The organism is Eisenbergiella tayi (genome assembly GCF_001881565.1).
Taxonomy (GTDB): Bacteria; Bacillota; Clostridia; order Lachnospirales; family Lachnospiraceae; genus Eisenbergiella; species Eisenbergiella tayi.
Genome location: NZ_MPDJ01000009.1, coordinates 219969 through 243520, shown reverse-complemented (window position 1 = coordinate 243520; position 23552 = coordinate 219969). Strand labels below are relative to the sequence as shown.

General features: G+C 49.0%; 16 protein-coding genes. 11 read left to right on the top strand and 5 right to left on the bottom strand.

Translation table 11 applies throughout. The features are described from left to right. Positions 1 to 19 precede the first annotated feature (19 nt). From BLA28_RS27050 to BLA28_RS27035, 4 genes are read left to right on the top strand one after another with little or no spacing between them, the layout of a single operon-like run. A complete protein-coding gene (locus BLA28_RS27050; RefSeq protein ID WP_069157100.1) occupies positions 20 to 1489 on the top strand; it encodes a four-carbon acid sugar kinase family protein in 1470 nt (489 codons plus the stop codon). A gap of 40 nt (positions 1490 to 1529) precedes the next feature. After that, a complete protein-coding gene (locus BLA28_RS27045) occupies positions 1530 to 2375 on the top strand; it encodes a BKACE family enzyme (RefSeq protein WP_069157101.1) in 846 nt (281 codons plus the stop codon). 42 nt (positions 2376 to 2417) lie between these two features. After that, complete coding sequence (locus tag BLA28_RS27040; RefSeq protein ID WP_069157102.1) at positions 2418 to 3860, top strand: sialate O-acetylesterase; 1443 nt, start codon at positions 2418 to 2420, stop codon at positions 3858 to 3860. Then, entirely contained in the window at positions 3857 to 5287 is a 1431-nt protein-coding gene (locus tag BLA28_RS27035) for an alpha-L-fucosidase (protein WP_069157103.1), read from the top strand. Before BLA28_RS27040 ends, BLA28_RS27035 begins: the two co-directional genes overlap by 4 nt. A gap of 10 nt (positions 5288 to 5297) precedes the next feature. Here BLA28_RS27035 and BLA28_RS27030 read toward each other — a convergent pair whose 3' ends face one another. The 3 genes from BLA28_RS27030 to BLA28_RS27020 are packed head-to-tail and all read right to left on the bottom strand — an operon-like array spanning position 5298 to position 9662. Beyond that, positions 5298 to 6959 (bottom strand): type 2 periplasmic-binding domain-containing protein, encoded by a 1662-nt coding sequence (locus BLA28_RS27030; RefSeq protein WP_069157104.1) that lies wholly within the window; start codon positions 6957 to 6959, stop codon positions 5298 to 5300. A 35-nt stretch (positions 6960 to 6994) separates the two neighbouring features. Then, the gene (locus BLA28_RS27025) at positions 6995 to 7801 is read right to left on the bottom strand and encodes a response regulator transcription factor (RefSeq protein ID WP_069157105.1); all 807 of its coding nucleotides are present in this window, start codon (positions 7799 to 7801) and stop codon (positions 6995 to 6997) included. Continuing rightward, a complete protein-coding gene (locus BLA28_RS27020; protein WP_169897311.1) occupies positions 7779 to 9662 on the bottom strand; it encodes a sensor histidine kinase in 1884 nt (627 codons plus the stop codon). Before BLA28_RS27020 ends, BLA28_RS27025 begins: the two co-directional genes overlap by 23 nt. A gap of 243 nt (positions 9663 to 9905) precedes the next feature. On the opposite strand from BLA28_RS27020, the gene BLA28_RS27015 reads away from it, so the two are divergent. From BLA28_RS27015 to BLA28_RS27005, 3 genes are all read left to right on the top strand, one after another. After that, on the top strand, positions 9906 to 10865 hold the full coding sequence (locus tag BLA28_RS27015; RefSeq protein WP_050018762.1) for an ABC transporter permease: 960 nt from the start codon (positions 9906 to 9908) through the stop codon (positions 10863 to 10865). Between the two features lie 13 nt (positions 10866 to 10878). Further along, positions 10879 to 11793 carry a carbohydrate ABC transporter permease gene (locus tag BLA28_RS27010; protein ID WP_044969426.1) on the top strand — a complete coding sequence of 305 codons (915 nt, stop codon included), beginning with the start codon at positions 10879 to 10881 and terminating at the stop codon, positions 11791 to 11793. An 80-nt stretch (positions 11794 to 11873) separates the two neighbouring features. Continuing rightward, complete coding sequence (locus BLA28_RS27005; RefSeq protein ID WP_133305384.1) at positions 11874 to 13667, top strand: type 2 periplasmic-binding domain-containing protein; 1794 nt, start codon at positions 11874 to 11876, stop codon at positions 13665 to 13667. A 148-nt stretch (positions 13668 to 13815) separates the two neighbouring features. Here the strand turns inward: BLA28_RS27005 and BLA28_RS27000 are convergent, their stop codons facing one another. Both BLA28_RS27000 and BLA28_RS26995 read right to left on the bottom strand, forming a co-directional pair. Further along, positions 13816 to 15561 (bottom strand): sensor histidine kinase, encoded by a 1746-nt coding sequence (locus tag BLA28_RS27000; RefSeq protein ID WP_044969421.1) that lies wholly within the window; start codon positions 15559 to 15561, stop codon positions 13816 to 13818. Next, positions 15558 to 16787, bottom strand: coding sequence for a response regulator transcription factor (locus BLA28_RS26995; protein WP_069157107.1), 1230 nt, complete (start codon positions 16785 to 16787; stop codon positions 15558 to 15560). Before BLA28_RS26995 ends, BLA28_RS27000 begins: the two co-directional genes overlap by 4 nt. Before the next feature lie 241 nt (positions 16788 to 17028). On the opposite strand from BLA28_RS26995, the gene BLA28_RS26990 reads away from it, so the two are divergent. From BLA28_RS26990 to BLA28_RS26975, 4 genes are all read left to right on the top strand, one after another. Continuing rightward, the gene (locus tag BLA28_RS26990; RefSeq protein WP_069157108.1) at positions 17029 to 18717 is read left to right on the top strand and encodes an extracellular solute-binding protein; all 1689 of its coding nucleotides are present in this window, start codon (positions 17029 to 17031) and stop codon (positions 18715 to 18717) included. Positions 18718 to 18839: 122 nt separating this feature from the next. Beyond that, entirely contained in the window at positions 18840 to 19760 is a 921-nt protein-coding gene (locus BLA28_RS26985) for an ABC transporter permease (protein WP_044969415.1), read from the top strand. A gap of 11 nt (positions 19761 to 19771) precedes the next feature. Beyond that, a complete protein-coding gene (locus tag BLA28_RS26980; RefSeq protein WP_044969413.1) occupies positions 19772 to 20653 on the top strand; it encodes a carbohydrate ABC transporter permease in 882 nt (293 codons plus the stop codon). A 266-nt stretch (positions 20654 to 20919) separates the two neighbouring features. After that, entirely contained in the window at positions 20920 to 23547 is a 2628-nt protein-coding gene (locus BLA28_RS26975; RefSeq protein ID WP_069157109.1) for a family 78 glycoside hydrolase catalytic domain, read from the top strand. The last annotated feature ends 5 nt before the right edge of the window (positions 23548 to 23552 follow it).

Sequence of the window (23552 nt, the reverse complement as noted above, 5' to 3'; positions counted from 1 at the left end):
GCGTAAATGAGGAGGAATTATGGAACAATACAGCAGGCTTCCCATATCTGTGCTGGAGTCACTGCAGGAGGCCGACGGAGAAGAGATACACCGCATATATCAGGAGGAATGGAAAGATTTCGGGCGTAAGGTCCTGGTGCTGGATGATGATCCCACCGGCATCCAGACGGTCCATGATGTGTCTGTTTATACGGACTGGTCGGAGCAAAGCCTGGAAGAAGGCATGCAGGAGGAAAACAGCCTGTTCTTTGTACTGACCAATTCCAGAAGCTTTTCAGCTTCCCAAACGGAGAAAGAACATAAAATACTTGCTGAAAGAGCGGTAAAGGCTGCAGCAGCCTGCGGGAAAAAGCTTCTGCTGGTTTCACGGGGGGATTCCACTCTGCGGGGACATTACCCTCTGGAGCTGGAGGCGCTGAGAGAGGCAGTGGAACAGCAGACGGGCCGGCCGGTACACGGGCAGATACTCTGTCCCTTTTTCAGGGAAGGCGGGCGTTATACCATTAACAGCGTCCATTACGTAAAGGAAGGGGATATGCTGGTACCGGCCGGGCAGACGGAATTCGCACGGGATAAGACCTTTGGTTATCATTCCTCCCATCTGGGAGAATACGTGGAGGAAAAGAGCGGCGGGCGTTACCGGAAGGAGGACAGTATCTACATCACTCTTTCCATGCTGCGGGCGCAGAAGCTGGAGGAAATCACGCAGCTTCTGCTGCAGGCGGAGAATTTCCGTCCCGTTCTGGTGGATGCGGCGGCACAAAGTGACGTGGAAACCTTTGCGATCTGTCTGCTGCGTGCGATAAAGGCGGGAAAAGAATTTTTGATCCGAAGTGCGGCCGCGCTTCCCAAGGTGCTCGGAAACATAAGCGACAGGCCGCTGTTAGACAGGCAGGAGCTGCTGGGTGCAGAAGCGGATGAGGCGGCAGGGGAAAATTACGGCGGAATCGTCCTCATTGGTTCTCATGTGAAAAAAACAACCCTGCAGCTGGAAGAATTGAAAAAGACCCGCGTCCCCGCAGAATTCCTGGAATTTAACGTGAACACCTGCTTCCGGAAGGGCGGGCTGGCGGAGGAAACCCGCAGGGTTATCAGGGAAGCGGAAGAGGCGATGAACCGGGGCAAAACGGCGGTGGTATATACCAGCCGCACACTGCTTGCCCCGGAAGGAATGAACGGAGAAGAAAAGCTGAAGCTTTCCGTGGAAATATCCGATGCGGTAACAGGTGTGATAGCGGGCCTGAACCGCAAACCGGCCTTTCTCATTGCCAAAGGGGGAATTACCTCCAGCGATGTGGGGACTAAGGCGCTTAAGGTCCGTAAGGCGCTGGCGGCAGGCCAGGTACAGCCCGGCATCCCGGTATGGAAAACCGGACCGGAAAGCCGGTTCCCCGGGCTTGCCTATATTATATTCCCGGGAAATGTGGGGGAAAGGGATACACTGAAGAAAATCGTGGAGCTGCTGGCTCCGGCATCCTTGGAGGAATAAAGCCCTGCACAGGATGCCCTTCAGACAGGAGGATGTAAGAATGAGAAAAGTAATTATTTCACTGGCCCCGGTGGAAGCCGGACTGCCGGTGGATAAAGAAGCCCTGGCAGAGGATGTGGTGCGAAGCGCGGCTGCCGGCGCGGCCATGTGCCATCTGCACTGCCGCCGGCCGGACGGCTCCCTGACACCGGATATTACGGAAATGGCGGATACCTTCGATCGCATTGCGGAACGGACGGATCTGATTATACAGGCGTCCACCGGCGGGATATCGGATATGGATATCCGCCGGCGCTGTTATCCGCTGGATTATTGGAGAGTGGAAAGCGCTTCTCTGAACGGAGGGACCACCAATCTGGGGGAAGCGGTTTATATCAATACCTTTGAGGACATCCGGTATTGTGCAAAAGCCGTATATGAGAGGGAGATCATTCCCGAAATAGAAGTATTTGATATCGGCATGATTTATAATATCCGCATGACACAGCAGGAGGTGCCGTACCGGAATCCTGTGCTTTATAACCTGGTATTCGGGCATAAGGGAGGTATGCAGCCCAACATGGAATGCCTCACAGCCTTCCGCGCCGCGGTTCCGGCGGACGCGCTGTGGGGAGTGACCCATTATGGGCGTGATAACTGGGAATTCCTCGCCGCGGCCATTGCCATGGGGGCGGCGGTGGTGCGGATTGGATTCGAAGACAGCCGTTACCTTGCACCGGGCCGGACAGCCTGCGCTAATTATGAGGAAGTGGAGAAGCTGGCGGCCCTGATCCGGGCCATGGATTTGGAAACCGCATCACCGGAAGAAGCCAGACGGATCATGAATATTCCTTCCGGGAAAAAGAAGCCGAATACTCCCCCGCAGGCAGCGGGACATCAAATTTGACATGCCGGGCAGATTGACCGGCAAAGAAATGAGGGCAGCCATATGCATGGAATCACATTGACATCCGGTCCGTCGGACTGGGAAATCATACAGCAGGAAAAGGGAAAGGCCACGGTGGAACTGGCAGGAACTTATAAGGTACACCCAGCGGCCATTGAAGTGGGCGTTGCCTCCGCCACGCCGGTAGTGCGCGTTATGCGGGAAGACGATAATACGACGGTGATTCCCTGGACACCGGCAGTACAGGTGACGCAGGGAGAGAACTTCACAGGCAGCTTTCAGACGGAGCTTGTCATTCCGGCCGGAGGGCTGTACCGGATTGAGACCAGCCTGGAGACTAGGAGCACGCTGCCGAACCTGACATGGCTGTACCGGGGGGACTGTGTCCTTCATGTGGGAGTGGGAAATCTGTTTCTGATAGCGGGACAGTCCAATTCCGCCGGATACGGGAAGGATTACTGTACGGATCCGCCCCATCTGTGCGTACATTTGTTCCGAAACCGGAATCAATGGGATCTGGCAAGCCATCCCATGAACGAAAGTACTGCAGCCGGATCTCTTCCCAACGAAGAAATGGGGATACCGGGAGTATCGCCTTATCTTTCTTTTGGCAAAAAATATTATGAACTGACGGGAATGCCTGTCGGCCTGATCCAGACGGCTCAGGGAGGTTCTTCTATAGAGCGCTGGAATCCGAAGGATGGGGATCTTTATGGAAATATGATGAATAAAATACGGGAAACAAAGGGGCGCTATGCGGGAGTCCTGTGGTATCAGGGCTGTGAGGATACCCGGCCGGAGCAGGCTGAGGCATATGGAGAGCATTTTCGGGAACTGGCGGAAGCCCTGCGCGCTGCCCTGGGTTATGAGATCCCCTTCTTCACTATGCAGCTGAACCGCTTCATTAACGGTCCGTTTGACGAAGCATGGGGAATGGTCAGAGAGGCCCAGAGGAGAGCGGCTCTGTCCATTCCGGCGGTTTCCGTGCTTCCCACCACCAATCTGAGCCAGTCGGACAGCGTACATAACAGCGCCCAGGCAAATGTGGCGTTAGGGATCCGGCTGGCGAGACAGTGTGCCTGCGTGCTTAACGGGGCGGAGGAATTCGAAGCGCCGGACTTTGGCGGGGCTGTGATAGCAGAGCAGGAAGAAAAAGAAAGGCTGGAGCTACAGGGAACATGGCTGCGCATTACCTTTGCCCATGTAAAGAACTGCTTTATGCTGTATTCGGCCAACGGCAGGGACAGCGGCTTCACCCTGGAGGACAGCGCCGGTCCTGTGGAAATAAAAAGCATCCGGGCAAACCGGGAGGACAAAAACCGGGTATACCTGGAGCTTGACAGAGAACCCGGGGAAACAGCTGTGCTGTCCTTCGCCTGGGAGGCGGATCCGGTAAAGCTTCCCATGGTGGATGAGGTGACATATATGCCGCCGCTGTCCTTTTACCGGATCAGTCTGGAACAGACAGGAGGAGAAAGAAGATGAAAGAGATAGATTGGAGCAGTGTGGCTAAAGAGGCTCCGAAGTGGTTCCGGGATGCAAAATTCGGGCTGTTTTTCCACTGGGGCCCCTACAGCGTTCCGGCCTGTATGAACGAGTGGTATTCCCGCAACATGTATGCCAAGGGCCTGGAACAGAACCTGTATCACGAAAAAACCTACGGCAGCCTGCATGATTTCGGCTATAAGGATTTTTATCCCATGATGAGAGGGGAAAAGTTCGATGCGGATGAGTGGGCAGAATTGGTTAAACGTTCAGGTGCCAGATATGCCGGGCCGGTTTCCGAGCATGCGGATAATTTTTCCATGTGGGACAGTAAGGTAAATCCGGTCAACAGTGTGAACTACGGCCCCGGAAGAGATGTGGTGGGAGAATGCACGGAGGCATTCCGCAAAAAGGGTATCCGTACCCTTGCCACGTTCCATCATCAGTGGCTTTGGGGATGGTTTATGTCCACGGACAACGAAGCGGACGTCTACCTGCCTGATAATGAGAAATATTACGGCCCTGCCCTGCCTCTGGAGACGAACCGCTACATGCCTTACCGCTATCCGGATAAAGACTTCTGCAGAATCTGGAAGGAAAAGGTATGTGAGGTCGTGGACAAATATGAACCGGATGTGGTGTATTTTGACAGCCGTACCTTTATTATCGGGGAAGAATACCGTTATGCGGCGGCGGACTATTATTATCATACCAAAGGGAAAACGGACGGGATCATCACCTATAAGCAGGAGGATTTCCCGGAAGGAATCGGCGTGTTTGATATTGAATGCGGCCGGTTCGAAGCGCCCAGGCCCTTTCCCTGGCAGTCGGATGACAGGCTGGAGGATAATGTTACCTGGTCAATGGTTCAGAATCCCAAATATAAATCCGCAGAGTGTATCATCCACCAGCTTTGTGATATCGTATCCAAAAACGGAAACCTGCTTCTGAATGTGGGTCCCTATGCGGACGGATCCTTTCACCCGGATGCGGTGAAGACGCTGGAGGAAATCGGGGACTGGCTGGCGCTGAACGGAGAGGCCATTTATGAAACAAGGCCGTATTTCATCGCGGCGGAAGGGCCTACGGTGGTGGAAGATGCCGATTATGATACACAAAGAATAGCGGAACAGCTGGATAAGGGGGCGGCGGCAGATGTACGCAGCAATGTCCTTACCGGCAGGGATTACCGCTTTACTACCCGCGGAGAAACCCTGTATGCCATTGCCATGGGCTGGCCGGAGGAGGGATGGTTCCGCATCTGCACCCTGAGGGAAAACGGGCCCTGCGCAAAGAAGGTGGGAAGGGTTACTCTCATAGGACAGAAGGAGCCGCTGACCTTTATCAGGGACGGAGAAGCTCTGCATGTCAAAGCTCCGGAACGGAAACCCTGTGACTATGCCTATGTGCTGAAAATAGAAGAATAAAAAGAAGGAACTACGGAAGGCGGGAGCTTGTATACTCCTGCCTTCCGTAGTTTTCGTTCTGCCTGTCGATATATTCTTCCAGTCCGAGGGATCGCATCTCTTCCAGATAATCCTCCCACATAGAAACGGCGTCACCGCTTCCGATGATGCAGTTTACAAAGGCATCAAAGGCCTGGGAGGTACTGAACTGCTTGGTGGATTCTTTTGGATAGATAAGAAAGGCATAGGGCCTTTCCAGCTGAGTAGTATTGTCCCGGTACCAGAGCGCCGATTTACGGGCCAGCCTTACGCAGGCGCCTCCGTACCGCAGTTCATTCATCCCGTTTTCTTCAAAATCCTCCCAGCCACCGCCCCAGGTGGCAATGCCGGAAAACAGGATATCGGAAGGGTATTTGCGGCTGAGAGTGGTGGTCAGGCTTTCGGAACCGGTGTCCAGCAGGCATTGATAGCCGTCTTCCGTGTTCCTGTAATCAACCCCTTCTATACCATAATGGCAGAATTCCTGTCCACGGGAGGAAAGGAGAAATTCGAACAAAGCCAGGATTCGTTCCAGCTTCCGGTCATCAGCTTTTGAGGAAATATAGGACTCAGACCAGAAAATACAGCTGGAATTGCTGTAACGGACACCGTCGGGAGCGGCAAAAACAGGGAGGACATCCACACATTCCTCGAAGGGCTTATCGTTCATGACGTCCCATTTGTCCTTCAATTCCATTAAGGAGGATGGAGAGGACTTATATTCCAGGGCGCCCAGCCTTCCGGAAGCAAAATTCTCCATAACTGTATTGGGAGCTTTGGAATAAAATTCAGGATCCAGCCCGCCGGTCTCATAGAGCCTGCGGTATGCGGCGACCACATCCTTGAAGCTTTCCGTTGCCCAGGAGGGGACAAAACGGCCGTCTTCTGCAATCCAGGAATAAACGTTGCATTCCGGGGAGATGCCCAGGATCACCCATTTGCCCAGAGCGGAAAGATTGTTTACATTGTAGCCGATGGTATCATCCAGGCCGTTTCCGTCCGGATCCTCATGGGCGAAGGCGGAACACATGGCGGCGAACTCCTCCAGATTTTCCGGATCCTTCAGGCCGAGGTTATCCATCCAGTCTCTGCGTACAAGCATGGCCGCGTCGGTAGCGCCCAGTATGGAATCCATGAAGGAGGCTCTGGGAATGGCATAATAGCGGCCGTCCATATACTGTGTATAGGAAACGGATTCCAGCAGCGAATGCAGCAGGGGAAAGGAGGAAAGATCTTCAGGCAGTGCCCGGATGGAACCTGTTTCTATCATATCGGCAAAGGTCGCGGAATCGTTATTGTCATTGGATGACAGTGTGATCGTGGCAAATACATCCGGAAGGCTGCCCGTGGCGCTGAGTATCTGGTAGCGCTCTTTATAGTTGGACCAGGTTACGGACACCGGATGAAGCGTGATATTGAATAATTCCTCTATATAACTTGTCATGCCGTCCGGCTGGGAGGCTTTTACCATTTCCTCGATATTCCAGTAGCCGACGCTGATATCCAGATGTTCCTCAAAGGAAAGGGACTGCAGGGATTCCGGAAGGACGGAACGGTCCGGCGCAGCAGTCTGCCCGTCGGCGGAACAGCCGGGAAGGATAAGGGTAAAACAGAGGATAAGGGGCAGCAGGGCGGACAAAATTTTTTTTCGCATGTGAGTTCTCCTTATATGGCCAGGCATGTACATTTTTATCTGGACGGAGGAAGCTCATCCTCTGTTTTTTCAATATCCTTACGATAAGCGGTCGGCGTCCGTCCGGTCACTTTTTTGAAGACCTTGGCAAAATAAAAGTAATCGCTGTAGCCAACCTGGGTGGCGATGAGAAAGACCGTCTGCTCCGTATGAGTGAGCAGCCAGGTGGCATGATCGATCCGGAGGCCGGTGAGGTAGCTGATAAAGGTGAATCCCATTTCCTGTTTGAATATCTGGCTTGCATAATTGGCATTGATGGAACAGTGCTCCGCCAGATCCTGTATGGAAATATCCTTCTGATAATGCTGCTCCGTATAATCGATCATCATCTGCACGGATTTATGGAAGGCGGTCAGGTGTCTGGGGACGAATACCTTTGTATGGTCCGGGGAAGAAGATGAATTTTCTCCTTCAGGCGTCTTTTCCTTCTGGTCTTCCAGAAGCTGGTATGCTTTCTGCATGGAATCAAGCAGCTCACTCCTGGAAAACGGCTTCAGGCAATAACCTATGGCATTATGGAACATGGCTTTCTGCGCATAGGCGAATTCTGCATGCCCGCTGATCATAATGAACAGGGTGCTCAGGTTTTCCGCGTGGGCGGCCTGCAGGATATCCAGCCCTCCCATGCCCGGCAGACGCACATCCACAAACGCCAGACAGGGCTCATGGGCACGGATGTACTCCAGCCCGGAAAGGCCGTCGTAAAATTCAGCCGTGATTTCAAAGTATTCCTGATCCCGTATGGTTGCTATCAGGCTTTTTACCACCCATTTTTCGTCATCAATCACAATTGCCTGGTACATGGTTTTCTCCTTTGCTGTTAGTATTCTGTGCGGCCCGGGCATTTGTATCTGACTTGAGCCGATAAGGAACACGAATCTGGATATTGGTGCCGACCCCTTCTTCGGAATCGATCAGAAGGGTATAGTCGGTGCCGTAATACAAGACCATCCGGCTGTTTACATTCAGAATGCCGATGCTTTCATGATTCTGGGAATCCAGATCCTCCAGATCAGCGGAGGCATCCCCGGTTTTGTTGTATACGGACCGGTGGATGGATTCCCGAAGCTCCGCCAGCTTGCTTTCCGGCATTCCCACACCGGTATCAAAGATCCATATGGCCAGATATCCGTGTTCGGGATTGCGGCCTGCCCCGATAAGAAGCTCGCCGGGCTCCAGGCTTTTTTCCAGGCCATGGACGATGGCATTTTCCACAAGGGGCTGTATGACCATTTTGGGAATGAGACAGTCGTGGGAATCCTCGGAAAATTCGTAACGTACGGTAAAACGATCCTCAAAACGTTCTTTCTGTATCATCAGATATGATCTGACGATACTCATTTCCTCTTCCAGAGTCACCATATCGCTTCCTTTAATACTGTAGCGGAAGATTCGGGACAGTGCGCCGGTAACGGAAATGATTTTATCGTCCATCCCCTCCGCTGCCAGGCCGCAGATCATGGTCAGTGTATTATAAAGAAAATGCGGATTGATCTGGCTGCGGAGAAAGGCAATCTCCGTTTTCCTGTTGTTGTTTTCCAACTCATACATCCGCGTATAAGTGTCGAATATCGTATGGTTCAGCTTTTCCGTCTCAATGAGCATGTCATTGAAGGCAGTGGAAATTTCACTGATTTCTTTGGAGCCGATCAGGCCCTGATGGATGACGGCCCCTTCTTTCATGGCCCGCCGGTCGCCGGAAGAAATGGTATTCATAAAATCCGTAAGCTGTTTCAGGGAGCGGATCAAAGGGCGGTAGAGCAGGAAAAGAAATAACAGGGCCAGAAAGGTTATCGCGCACATGACCAACAGCTGCCGTCCGGAAATCCGGGCAACCTGCCGGGTGATCTGGCTTTTATCGATAAGCACATACAGGGTATGCTCAATGCCCGGTATGGAATACCCCGTCACCGCGTAGGTGACAGGATTGTCGGAAGTTTCCTGAATCTGAAAAACATCACTGCGATCCTCTTCCCGGCACAGAGCGTCATACAGCTGCGGCTCTCCGTATATCAGCTGGCCGGAGGCGTCAGTGAAGAGAATCCTGGGGTCGTAATCATTTTCATCACTTTTCAGGCTGTTGCCAAGCAGGTTATTCACATCAATGGCCAGAAAGAGAATGCCAAGATAACGGCTTTCCCCGGTGCCGAGAGAGTAGATAGGCATGGCAAGGACGTGACAGAGTGTACGGTTGACCGTGGCGACGCCGGCTGAACGGTAAGGAAACCGGGAATCTGAAAGCGATCGGGAAAACTCTTCATAATTGGAAGCGGAGCCGCACAGGGAGGCAAAGGTGCTGTCCTGTCCGTAAACGGCAATGTCTATAATATAAGGATTCAAAAGGGCCGTATTGCTCAGCTGGTTTTCCAGCTGCCGGTAGTTTTCATAGGATTTTCCGCGGTTTTCACTCATCAGGTAATTCTGGACGACCTGACTGTAGGCAATGCTGTAACAGATGTTTTCGTAGCTTTCATAAGCTTCTCTTGTACTCTTTGCAAGCTGGGCGGAGTAGGATTCCAGGCTGTTATTCAGAAAGCTTGTCTGCAGCCGTGAATAACCGAACGTGCTGTATATGGTAATACATACCGTACACAGGGTGAAAAGGATCAATATGACCGTAAACTGTCTTGCCAGCGGCAGAAGCAGTGTTTTTCGCTTTTTCATAGGTGAATTCCTCCAAGTCCATTTTATAATAAATCCTCTGCCGGAGAATATGTAAAATTCTATGAAGAATATAAGAAATTTGCATAAATTGCCCCGGAGGCATAAAAAATGTGTGAAATATACATAAACCTTTTGTGTTTCCTCCATTCAAAACCATTTTTCCCAAAACTATAATTAATACATCGAAAACAGACAGAACAGGATTCCATTTCAGACAGAGAACATGGAAAAGGAGAAAAAGATATGGCAAAGAAGACAGGGGCCGCCGTCCAGGTGAATACTGCGGCAGGCGGCAGAAGCTTCTGGAAACAGCTGCGCAAGCAGAAAACCCTCGTGCTGATGGCGCTGCTTCCGGTGATTATGGTGATTATTTTCAAATACATACCCATGTACGGAATACTGATTGCGTTCAAAAATTACAAATCAGCCAAAGGGGTCTGGGGAAGTAAATGGCTGGATCCCCTTTTCAAGAATTTTATCACATTTTTCAAAAACGTAAACTGCTGGCAGATAATATGGAATACTTTCCGGGTGGGAGCGCTCACTCTGCTGTTCACTTTTCCCGCACCGATTATTTTTGCCGTCCTCCTGAATGAACTGAGAGGAAAAACCTATAAGAAAGTGGTTCAGACCGTTTCCTACATCCCCCATTTCATATCGGTGGTGGTTATCTGTTCCATGCTGAACGGGTTCGGTTCCACCTCGGGGCTGTTCAATGATATACGGGAGCTTCTGGGAATGGCAAGGGTGGATATGAACAACGGAAGCAAATATTTCCTGTTGATGTATGTGGGATCGGCCGTATGGCAGGGAATCGGATGGGGTTCCATCATGTATCTGTCCGCTTTATCCAATGTGGATACCTCTTTATATGATGTGGCGAATATAGACGGTGCCAACCGCTGGCAGAAAATAAAAAATATTATCTGGCCGACGATTATGCCCACCACAACGGTTCTGCTGATTATGAATGTGGGCAATGTACTGAACAGCGATTATACAAAGGTGCTGCTGATGCAGAATGATACAAACCGGAGTGAACTGGAGGTTATTGGAACCTTTGTATACCAGAAAGGTATTGTGGAAGGGAAATTTTCCTACTCCACGGCCGTAAACCTCTTTGTCTCCATCATCTGTTTTATCCTGGTATTCGGCGCCAATATGATAACCCGTAAAGTCAATCCGGAAAACAGTCTTTGGTAGGGAGGAGAGTGAGATGTCATTGAGAAAAACAAAGAAACAGGCGCAGCCTGAAAGCAAAATATATATCGGGAGCAAGGTTTTTGATGTGTTTCTGATTCTTTTCATGCTGATATTGTCCGTCATTTTCCTGTATCCCTTCCTGAATGTGGTGGCGACATCCCTTTCCAGCAACCGGATGATCACTACGGGACAGGTTACCTTTTTCCCGCGGGAGCTTATGGTGGACGGCTACAAAATGCTTTTTAAGGAGCAGAATATCCTGGGAGCCTACTGGAACACCATTGTGATAGCGGTGGGGACGATGGTCATCAGCCTTTCCCTCACATCCCTTATGGCGTATGTAATGATGGTGCCGGATTTTGTACTGCGCAAGCAGCTGTCCGTATTTTTGCTGATTACCATGTTTTTCAGCGGCGGCACGGTCCCTACCTACCTGCTGATACAGAATCTGGGCCTTTATAACAGCTGGTGGTCGCTGATCTTGCCCAACGCGGTGACGGCCTACAATGTTTTCGTATACCGCTCCTTTTATAAAGGGATTTCCCCGGAAATAAGGGAGGCTGCCAGAATAGACGGCGCAGGGGACTTGAAAATACTGACGAAGATATATGTACCCCTTTCCAAAGCCCTCTATGCCACCTTCGGCCTGTTCAGCGTGGTGGGTGTATGGAACAGTTATTACGAAGCACTGCTTTATATTAAGGATCCGGGTAAGCAGCCCATTCAGATGCTGCTCCGAAAGATTGTATTTACTTCCGGAACCGCCAATATGGCGGATTCCCAGCAGATGATCAGCAACGGCGCCATGAATCAGCTGAATGTACAGTATGCCTGTGTCATTGCGACAATAGGCCCGATTCTTCTGGTATACCCGTTTATACAGAAGTATTTTGCACAGGGTATGCAGGTCGGGGCTGTTAAGGGCTGAGCGCGTCAGGAAAAGACGGCGTATCACGCAGTCTTTATGAGAATATAAGCATGCCGTTTGCGGCAGAAATGGAGGAAAGAATGAAAAGAAAGAGTATTATGAAAGGAATGTCCTTAGGACTGGCGGCCATCATGACAGCAGGGCTTCTTGCCGGCTGCGGCAGCAAGGAAACATCCGGCGGACAGGATACGCCCGTACAGGAGGAACAGACGCAGGAGGAGCAGAGCCAGCCGGCATCCGGTACAGAGGCCGCTTCGGGGACGGACAAAAATGATCCGGCGGCCACAGCGGCAAGCAATGGGATTACCCTGCCGGAGCTTCCCGACGGAGTCCTGAAGCTGGAGGTGAGCATTGCCGATTACCAGCAGTCCTCCGAAGGCACCATGATCCAGGAGGAATGGCAGAAGAGAATGGAGGCTTATCTGGGATGCAAGCTGGATATTACCTGGACAAGGACCCCGGCTGTGGATTATGCGGACAATGAGCTGGTAGTCCTGCAGTCCGGACAGGTACAGGATGCGGCCAGCGTTACCAAGGGCGCAGCCGTCAATGAGTACGGAGAGGACGGCACACTGCTGAATCTGGCTGACTATATGGATTATATGAGATATTATCCGGACTATATGGCAGAGACCGCAGGCGGAGAAGACTATGCCAAAAATGAGGACGGTTCCATGTATTACTTCATGGACGGCTTCTACAATCCGGATGATATCCAGGGGGCGCAGTCCTTTACTGCATTTGCCTACCGTTTTGACCTTTTAAGGGATAACGGATGGGAGCCGCCCACAACTCTGGATGAGTTTACGCAGTTATGTGCCGATATGCAGGCGAAGATCGATGATGGATCCCTGGATCTGGATTATGTAATTATCAATAACACGAAGGACTATTCTTTGTACCGTGGTTTCGTGGGAATTTTCCATACATGGGACTGCCTGTATTATAATGGTGAGGAATGGGTTTTCGGGCCGCTGGAAGATAATTTCCGTGAAATGCTGAAATATCTCAACGGTTTATATGAAGCGGGCTATATTGATCCTGAATTCGCAACCGCAGACTTCAACCAGGGACAGACGAAGGCAACCACCAATGTGGGCGCTGTCTGCCCGACACTCTGGGCCGGTTCCGTTGCCAGCTGGAACAGTGCAAAGGTGGATGAAAATATGGAATGGGGACTCGCTTTCCTTCCGAAAAACGATACCTACGGAACACCCTGGAAATGGGGCTCCAGACAGCCTGCCAAATCCCTGAATGCCAATATGGGTATTTATATCAGCGCAGATACCGAATATCCGGAATATGTGGTGTCCATGATCGATTACCAGTATTCGGATCAGATGGTGGAACTGATGAACTGGGGAGTTGACGGGGTGACCTATACGACACAGGGAAATGATAAGGTTTATATCGATGAAATCTTAAATGATAAGACTCCGGCGACCAAATCTGCGGAATATGGCCTGATGGCATCCTCTGTCTGCAGAACCGGTATTCCTTTTAATCCTATTGATTTCAATGCCATGCTGGATCTGGCATCCCTGCCTGAACCCTGGTGGAGTGCAGACAAGGGCTATTATGAAGGAAAATATTGGGTGGAATCCAGTGTGAACGGCGGAGAAGATTCCGTTGCGCCTTATGACAGACCTCCTGTAGTATATCTTTCCGCAGAGGAACAGTCCTCCAAAGCCCAGCTGGGCTACAGCGGAACCTGTGAGACCAGAGTGAAAGAGCTGGCACTGCAGTTTATCACAGGGGAAAAAGATATTAATGACGATAGTGTATGGGAAAGCTATATTAAAGATGTGAAGAGCCAGACCGATGATGATTTCGACGGTATCCTGGAGATGCTGAACGAAAAAACTGTTAAATAAATAGGAAGCAGAGGCCGGCGGTTAACAGCTGCTTTCGGGGCCTTCGACAACAAAGAAAATCCCCGCAGGGTGACAGAGTATAAAACTCTTTGCACCCTGCGGGGATTTTTTTATTATACATAAGTTGGCAGGCAGAGAAAGGCATCCGTTATTTTGTGTCTGGGGGAATGGGTATCCTTATGATGACTTCCGTTCCGCAGCCTTCTTCACTGTTTATTAGGAGTCCCAGATTATTACCGTAGGACAGCTTCAGCCTTTCATTTACATTTTTTATTCCGATATGTGTTGTTTCACAGGAAAAAAGCCCCTGGATTTTATCAGTCGGGATGCCGCAGCCGTTATCACACACCCTGATACAGCAGAAATCTTTTTCGGAGGAAAGATCGATTGTAAGCCTTCTGGGCTGTCTGCGGCTGCTGCGCAGCCCGTGTTCAATGGCGTTCTCTACAATGGGCTGAAGTATCAGGCAGGGGATGGACAGCTCCAGGAATTCTTCCTCCAGATGATACTCTGCCAGGAAGGAATGGTTTGTAAGAATAAGCTGAATGGAAATGTAAGCCTTTATGTTTTCCAGTTCATTCCGTATGGTAGTGATATCCTGTCCGTTATTCAGGGAGGTCCGGTAAAAGAGAGTCAGGAGCTGTACGGTTTCACTGATTTCGGTCTGCTCAGCTATTATGGCCCGTGCGCTTATCAGGGAAAGCGTGTTGTAAAGAAAATGCGGGTTGATCTGGGCGCGCAGCGCATTCAGCTGATATTCCTTCGTCTTCAGCTTCTGTACATAAGCTTCATCAATGAGAGAACGTATTCTTTTCAGCATGGAATTAAAGGTATGAATCAGCTTTCCGATTTCGTCATTCCGGTTGGGGATAATCAGCAGTTCATGCTTTTCAATATCCTCCAATGATATTCTGCTTATCACCCCGGTCAGCTGCCGCAGGGGTGACAGGATGGAATTCACCGTAAAAAAGGTGAGGAGAAAAAGGATGGTGAAGCAGAGGGCAACCATAAAGAAAGCGGTAAAAATTGTCTGTTCTACTGTCCCTTTCACATTGCTGACAGGACTGTAATAATAAATATTCCAACCGGTGGATTCCACCGGCGCGGTGAGAAAAATATAGCGGCTGCCGTATTCTTTTACGGCGGCATCATAATCTTCCAGCAGTTTCTGCGCATTTACAGGCATGTCGCCGCCTGGAAAGGAATGGTACTGATAGATCAGGGAATTGTTTTTTCCGGCGATTATAAGAGCATAAGCATCCTGACTGATGGAATTGGTACAGGCAAAAAAATTGTTATAATCTGTTTCCAGGTACAGGTAATTATCAAAGGGATAAGAAGGTATTTTCGGAAGCATCCGTATAGAGGCAAGGCTGGGGTTTCCCTCAGTTCCTGTCACTATCCAGCTGGGAGTATGGATGTCCTTTATTTCAGGAAACCAGGCTTCTGTTTCCAGGACAGACAGATCATTTACCAGGTTTTTGTGAGGAACTATTCCGCAGGAAGAATAAAGCAGGATATCGGTTACCTCCGGGATCAGACATTTATAGATATACAGCTCCGGCTTTATGATATTACTGTATGCCGTATACATTTTAAAATAATCATTTCCGTAATCTACATTGATTGCGCTTATTATATCATCATTATTATAGATGACATTGGACAGATTAATGGTATCGTTAATCTGTGTTTCCAATTGTGAAATACTCTGATTAAGGGCGTTGCTGAGCATGGACTGCTCGTGGGCGAACAGCTGTTTTCCCAAGGCCGCCTTCAGGACGATAAAGACAAGGAAAAGTGCCGAAAGGGAGGCGATGATATAGATACAGATAAGTTTAGTCTTCAGCTTCATATCGCGTATATATCGGAAAAGCAAATCCAATGTTCTCATAATGATTTTCCTCCGGACGTATGATTATGCTTCTGCCGGTATTTTTCCGGACTGATTCCAAAATGCTCCGTAAAGGAACGGATAAAATAGGCACAGTTCTGATAACCGACGGAAGCGCTGATTGCTGTGATTTTCTGCTGGGTGGTTTCAAGCTGGCGGCAGGCCTGATTAAGCCGGAAGGTCTTTATGTAACGGTTCAGGTTCATGCCTGTTTCTTTCTTGAAGATACGGGACAGATAATCCGGATGAAGATAAGAGATCTCTGCAAGTGTTTCCAGGCTCAAATCCTCCTGATAGTGTGCTGAGATATATTCACACACAAACCGCACTTTTCCATTTGCAGATTCCAGGTTTTTTGTTTCCTGCCTGTTTGCGGAATTTTCTGGATTTATGGCAGACAAGGACTCTTTCATATTCTGTACCGTGCGGGACAGCAGTTCGGGCGCAGGCATGGATACGCAGACACCCCGGAACGGAAGATGATACATATTGATGAGGCGTTCCACAAAATCATCCGCTTTTCCCTGAAGATTGCTGCATTTTTCATCGTCTGTATCGAGGGAATCGACAGCGATCAGAAGATATTGAGAGTCTGCAGGGATACTGCGGGCAGGATAACGAAAAAACTGGCCTGCAAGCTGGGTGATTTCTGCTCTTAGGTTAAAAAGTAAGCTGAGACAGTCAGGATTCGCTGTCAGCAGAAGCAGATTTCCTTTTTCAGGCATAAGGCTTCGGATTTCTTTCGGCAGCAGTCCGTCTTTTCCGGCCCGCAGGGAACCGCGCAGCAGCTGTTGGGTAATTTGATCCCGGCTGTAGGCAAGCTGCAGTCTGTCCGCCTGTCTTTTTTGTTTTTCTTTTTCCAGATTAGCGGCAATTCTGAGAATAAGTTCCGTAAATTCCCGGGGCTGGATCGGTTTGAGAAGATATTCCTCTACCCCAAGAGAAATGGCTGTTTTCGCATAGGAGAAATCCTGGTATCCGCTGCTTATGATAATTTTCAGGCGGGGATTTACGGCAAGTGCTTTCTCCGCCAGAACCAATCCGTCCATAAATGGCATCCGTATATCTGTAATCAGAAGATCTACGGGTGTTTTTTGTATATAATTGAGCGCTTCCTCGCCATCTGAGGCAACAGCGGGGGTCAAAGGAAGATTATATTTTTTTATCAGATATAAAATAACATCGAGTTCCGCTGCGGAATCATCAGCGATTAGTGTGGGTATCATTATTTTCCTCCTGCTGTAAATTAAAAATATACCACAAATAAGTGTAGCATAAAAGAATCTAATACACAATTTAACACCTGTGCCTCCCTGAAATAAAGGGATATATATAAATTGCACAAGAAATCAAAGTGAATGTCGGATTTTTATTATATACGCACAAAAAGATAGTAAATATAATGGTTGTATAAATTAATGAGTGTACACAAGTTAATAAAAAACCAATAAAAGGAGTATAAAGGTTATGAGAAGAAAGATTTCAAAGGGATTATCCATCGTACTTGCGATGGCTGTTGCGGGTTCCCTTACGGCCTGTGCAGGCGCTGATAAGGACACAGCATCGTCTCCGGCGGAAACCCGGCAGACGGCGTCTGAAGATGCAGGAACAGAAGCGGCTGCCGCATCAGAAGCGGATCCTTACGGTCCTGTGGCGGAAGAAATCACGCTGCATGTGGGACGGAGTGAGGATACCGGGGCAACCTATCTGGATGGACAGGATTCCTCTAATAATTATCTTGTGAATTATATCAGCGAAAAGCTGGGTGTAAAATATGAATATGATTTTTCCGTTCCCAGTGATACCTATGAAACCAAAGTCAGTATGGCGATTACCTCCGGTGAATTTCCTGACATTATGGTCGTAAATGAATCGCAGCTGCGTCAGCTCGTTGCAGCAGGAGCCGTGGAAGATATGTCGGATGCTTATAATAAATATGCTTCCGATAATCTGAAGGCGGCCTATGACACTACAAAGGGAATCAGCTTTTCCAGTGCAACCTTTGATGGGAAATTGATGGGCATGCCCAGCATCAGCCCCGGTGCTGACGGAATACCGATGCTTTTCGTGCGCGGGGACTGGATGGAAGATCTGAATCTGGAAGCTCCCAAATCAGTGGAAGATATTGTCAATATTGTGGAGAAGTTCAAAGCGGAAAAAGGAACCACCAACGGCCTGGTTGTATCCTCAAAAATAGTGAACAGGGGCGGCAACAATACCTATGGTATAGATGCACTGTTTGCCCGCTATAATTCTTATCCGAAGCATTTTATTACGGATGCGGACGGCAATATTGTTTATGGCTCCAACACAGCCGAAACAAAAAATGCGCTGCAGGAAATCCGTAAGCTGGTGGAATCCGGTGTAATTGATACCTCCTTTGTAGTAAGGGACAGCAGTACCTGTGAAGAATTGATTACAAGCGGACAGGCCGGGATCTTCTTCGGTGCATGGTGGAATATGAGCTGGCCGCTGAACAACATGATTGCCGATGATCCTTCTGTATTCTGGAACTGCTATCTTGCACCTCTTGCCGATGACGGAAAATATAATACGGCCATGATTTCTCCTTCCGGAAGCTATCTGGTAGTGAAGGCCGGTTCTTCCGAAGCGGTTAAGGAAGCAGCGATCAAAACAATGAACTATCAGTTTGATATCGACCAGGATCAGGGTGTAAGCCTGAAAGCAGATCCTACCGATCCTTACAGCTGGACAACCATGCCTTTTTCCATTCTTCTTTCCAGATATGATGACAAGGAAGGCAAAGCCTTAGCGGCGCTGGCAGTAGTGAACGGAGAAAAAGAAGAATCCGATTTGGCAGGGGAAGCACTGCAGTGGTATGAGTCCTATCAGATGGCAACGGAAGATGTAAAAGCGGCAGAGGAAGCAAATAATCTGGCCGGATGGGCTTATGTCCGCAGCGCAGGCCTTCTGGGACAGGAAGCGGATAACATGAACCAGATCTTTGACGCATCTTATTCCCGGACCGAAACAATGGACAGTAAATGGGCGACTCTGGAGAAGTTGGAGGATGAGACCTTTTTAAAGATATTAAACGGGGAAGCGTCCATTGATGCCTTCGACGAATATGTAGAGCAATGGAATGCTCTGGGCGGCAGTGATATACTCGCGGAGCTGGAAGCCCTGAAACAGTAAAACAGCTGTAAGAGTATCTGATATAAGGGAGAATCCTTCGGGATTCCCCCTTCCTGCAGATACTTTAATTGCTGCATAAATGGAATCGCTCTGTGACAAACAGGACAGGAGTGTAGATTTTAATGATTAAAGTTAAAAAGAAAAGGAAAATAACCTTAAAAAATACATGGCCGATGCATCTGATGCTTCTTCCCGGAGTAATTGTGTTGTTTACCTATACAATACTGCCTTTTTTCGGTAATATCATGGCTTTTGAAAACTTTCAGCCGGTTCTCGGGTTTTTCAAATCCAAGTGGGTCGGTCTGGATAATTTTAAATATATGTTTATGCTTCCGGATACTTTTAAAATTTTCAGGAATACCCTCGTCATTGCCGTTGGAAAAATCATTTTCAATCTGGTAATGTCGGTTTTTTTTGCGGTGCTGCTGTATGAGATGGCGGGAAAAAGGTTTAAAAAGACGGTTCAGACCATCTGCTTTCTGCCGCATTTCCTCTCCTGGGTTATTCTCGCCATGATTTTCAGGGATATCCTCGATGGGAGCGGGATCATCAATATGGCGCTGATGAAGCTGGGAATCATTGATGAAGCAATTGTATTCCTGGGAAGCAACAAGCTGTTCCAGGGAATTATCATCGGAACAGATGTGTGGAAGGAATTCGGTTACGGTGCGATTATTTTTATCGCGGCGCTGGCGGGAATCAATCAGGAACTGTATGAGGCGGCTTCCATTGACGGAGCCAGCCGTCTGCAGAAAATATGGAATATCACGCTGCCGGGCATTAAGGTAACCGTAGTCCTTGTCGCAACTCTTAACATAGCTAATGTGCTGAATGCGGGCTTTGACCAGATTTATAACCTGTATTCTCCTATTGTATACGATACAGGGGACATCATAGATACCTATGTTTACCGTATGAGCTTTGAAAGCGCGCAGTACTCACTGGCAACGGCAATCGGGCTTATGAAATCAGTAGTCAGTTTTCTTCTGATTGTAACATCGAACTTTCTGGCGCGCAAATTTGCGAATTATCGTATTTTTTAGGAGGATAGGGTATGCTGAGATATAAAACACTGGAAAACAGAATATTTGATTTTGTAGTGACCCTTCTTCTCGTTATCCTCGGGCTGCTGTGTTTCCTGCCGCTGCTCCATGTGCTGGCGCTGTCCTTCAGCAGCAAAAATGCGGCTGTAGCCGGAAGGGTGGGTTTCTGGCCCGTGGAATTCACACTGGCATCCTATGAGTATCTGCTGAAGGATTCCAGATTTTTTCAGGCTTTTTTAGTTTCTGTACAAAGGGTTATTTTAGGAGGCGGACTGAATCTTATCTGTACCGTTCTCATGGCTTATCCTTTGTCTCTGGAGAAGGATGAATTCCCTTCCAGAGACCGCTATATGTGGTTCACTATTTTCTGCATGCTTTTTGGCGCGAGTCTGGTGCCATGGTATTTTGTGATTAAGGCCACCGGGCTGCTGAACAGCATCTGGGCGCTGGTTATTCCTTCGGCTGTGCCGGTATATAATGTAATTCTTCTGATGAACTTTTTCAGAAACCAGCCGAAGGCCATAAAGGAATCCGCAAAAATCGACGGGATTAATCAGATACAGATGATGTCCTTAATCTGTGTCCCGTTAGCCAAGCCTGCCATCGCAACAGTTACGCTTTTCAGTATCGTAGGGCACTGGAATAACTTTTTCGACGGCATGCTGCTTATCAATACGCCTTCCAGAGTGCCGCTGCAGACATACATACAGTCACTTGTAATAAACATGTCCGATACCTCCAAGCTGTCGACAGAACAGCTCATTAACATGATGTCGCAGAGAACCTTTAATTCAGCTAAAATAGTGATAGCAACGGTTCCGATATTAATTATTTATCCGTTTATGCAGAAATATTTTGTGACGGGGATTACGCTGGGATCGGTAAAGGAATAAGATTATCTGAAAACAAATGAAAGAACCTTCGGAACCAATCAGAGAATTGGCTGCCGGAGGTTTTCTTTTTTTGTTTTCTTGTCCCCGGATATGTGAAATGTACATAATGCATATGTGTTTTTTCCATTCAAAAGGAAAATGCATATCTTTATAATTGCTGGTAGAGGGGAAGACAGGAAGAGTACAGATAAAAAGTGAGGGCCGCCTGAGACAGCGGATTCTTTTTTATCTGCACCCGGACAAGAATGAAAAGAAGGAAAAAGAGTATGAAAATCGTTGATTTGAAGACAGATAACCGAAAGGATAATAATAATGTGGGACGCGCCATTCCGGTGTTTGGCTGGCGTGCGGAAGGGACGGAAAGAAATATCCGTCAGAAAAGCTACCGGCTTCAGGTATGGAAAACGGAAAGTCCTGAGGAAATTTTGACAGAACCGTTTCCGGTCTGGGACAGCGGCACGGTTTGTTCGTCTTCCATGGCCAATATCCCCTATGAAGGAAAAACACTGGATTCCGGCAGCCGTTATAGGTGGCGGGTGGAATGCACTCTGGATTATGAGGATGGAGAAAAAAATGCCTCTGAAGAAGCCTGGTTTGAAACCGGATTGTTTTCCATGGATGACTGGAAAGGCTGCTTTATCGGAGAAACAGAGGATCATGTCTACCATCTGTACCGGAAGGCTTTTACATGTGAAAGAAAGGTAAAAAAGGCCAGACTGTATGTCTGCGGGCTGGGGCATTTTGAATGCTGGCTTAATGGGAAACGGGTATCCGATCACGTCCTGGAACCGGGATGGGCTGATTACGACAAAACCTGTTTTTATACCGCGTATGATGTCAAGGGACAGTTGGAGAACGGAAAGAATGCCCTTCTGGTAAAACTGGGGGATGGGATGTTTAACGTGCCCGGAGGCCGGTATGTGTATTTCCCAAGAACCTACGGGAAATGCAAGCTGCTGCTTCAGCTGGAGCTTCTTTTTGAGGACGGGACGACAGAACGAGTGGTAACTGATTCTTCCTGGAAAATGACGCCGAGCCCCATCCGTTTCTGCTGTATCTATGGAGGGGAAGATTATGACGGCAGGCTGTGGAAGGAGGAATATCTCTCCGGAGACTTCGAAGAGGATGACCGCTGGGAGCCTGTGGTATGTGTGGATCCCCCGAAGGGGAAACTGACGGCCATGCCGACGGAACCGCTGAAGGTGAAAAAGACCTATTTCCCGATCCGTGTGGAACAGATCGTACCAGGAGTATGGCTCTATGATCTGGGAACCAATTTTTCCGGCTGGGCCAGGATACATATTCACACAGACGGAAACCGTGCCGGAGCGGAGATTGTCCTGAAACCGGGAGAAATCCTGGATGAAACCGGCAGAGTGAGCCAGAAAGTGACAGGGGAGAGCTATGCCTGGACGTATATTCTGAACGGGGAGAAGGAGCAGGAATTTGCCCCGGACTTTACCTATACCGGCTTCCGGTATGTGGAAATGACCGGGGCCCTGCCGGAAGGACAGCATAATCCGAAAGGGACGGAAGGCACAAAGACAGAAGATACGGATCTGCCTGTAATAACGGGCCTGACAGGAGAGTTTATCTATCCTGATGCGGAACAGGCGGGTGATTTCCAGTGCTCCAATGAGCTGTTCAATGACATTCACCAGATCGTAAGACAGGCCATCCTAAGCAATACAAAAAGCTATTTCACCGACTGTCCTCACAGGGAAAAGCTGGGCTGGCTGGAACAGACCCATTTGATAGGCCCTTCCATCATGTATAATCTGGATGTCCATAATCTCTATGACAAAGTGGAAGGGGATATGGCGGATACCCAATGGGAAAACGGTCTGGTGCCGGATATCTGTCCGGAATATGTGACCGGCTTCGGCAAATGGCACCAGGGCTTTGTGGATTCGCCGGAATGGGGAAGCGCCTGTATCCTGAACCCCTGGTATGTATACAAAAGATATGGCGACAGCGCCCTTTTGGGCCGCTATTACGGAAATATGAAACGGTATCTGGATTATCTGGGAAGCAGGACGCATCACGAAGTGCTTCACCACGGTCTGGGAGACTGGCTGGATATCGGGCCGTGTACGCCTCATTCCCAGAACACGCCGGTACCCATAGTCGCCACCTGTATTTATTATTACGATCTGAAGGTAATGAAGGAAACAGCGGAACTGCTTGGGAAAAAAGAAGATGCTGCGGAATACGAAGCGCGTATGGAGCGGGTATTCCGGGAATATAACCTGCAGTTTCTGGATGATCAGACGGGAAGATACGGAAACGGAAGCCAGACCGCCCAGGCCATGAGTCTGGTGGCGGGCCTTGTACCCGGGGAAATGGAAAAGAAAGCGGTACAGCAGTTAAAAGAAGACATTATCAAAAGAAATTATGCCATTACCGCAGGTGATATCGGCCATCCTTTCCTGATTGCAGCATTGATGAAATATGGATTGGGAGAGCTGCTCAATGAAATGACTCATATTACGGAAACTCCCGGATACGGATATCAGGTGGTGAACGGAGCCACAACCCTGACGGAGGAATGGGACGGACCGGAACCCGGGCATCCTCATGGTTCCCAGAATCATCTCATGCTGGGGAGCATTGAGGAATGGTTTTATGGCGGATTGGGCGGCATTGATATCATACGGCAGGATTTGCCCTTCGGGGAAGTCCGCATCGCGCCGCAGGCCGTAAAGGGGATAGACTGGGTAAAGGCATGGGTCATGCATCCTTATGGCCCGATTTTTGTGGAATGGGTAAAAGAAGACGGAGCGGTAACGGTAAATGTGGAAATCCCTCCGAATGTAACCGCACGGCTGGAAGGGCCGGAGGGCTGCATCAAAGTGGCAGGAAGCGGACGGCACCAATATTGTTTTGCCGTATAAAAAAG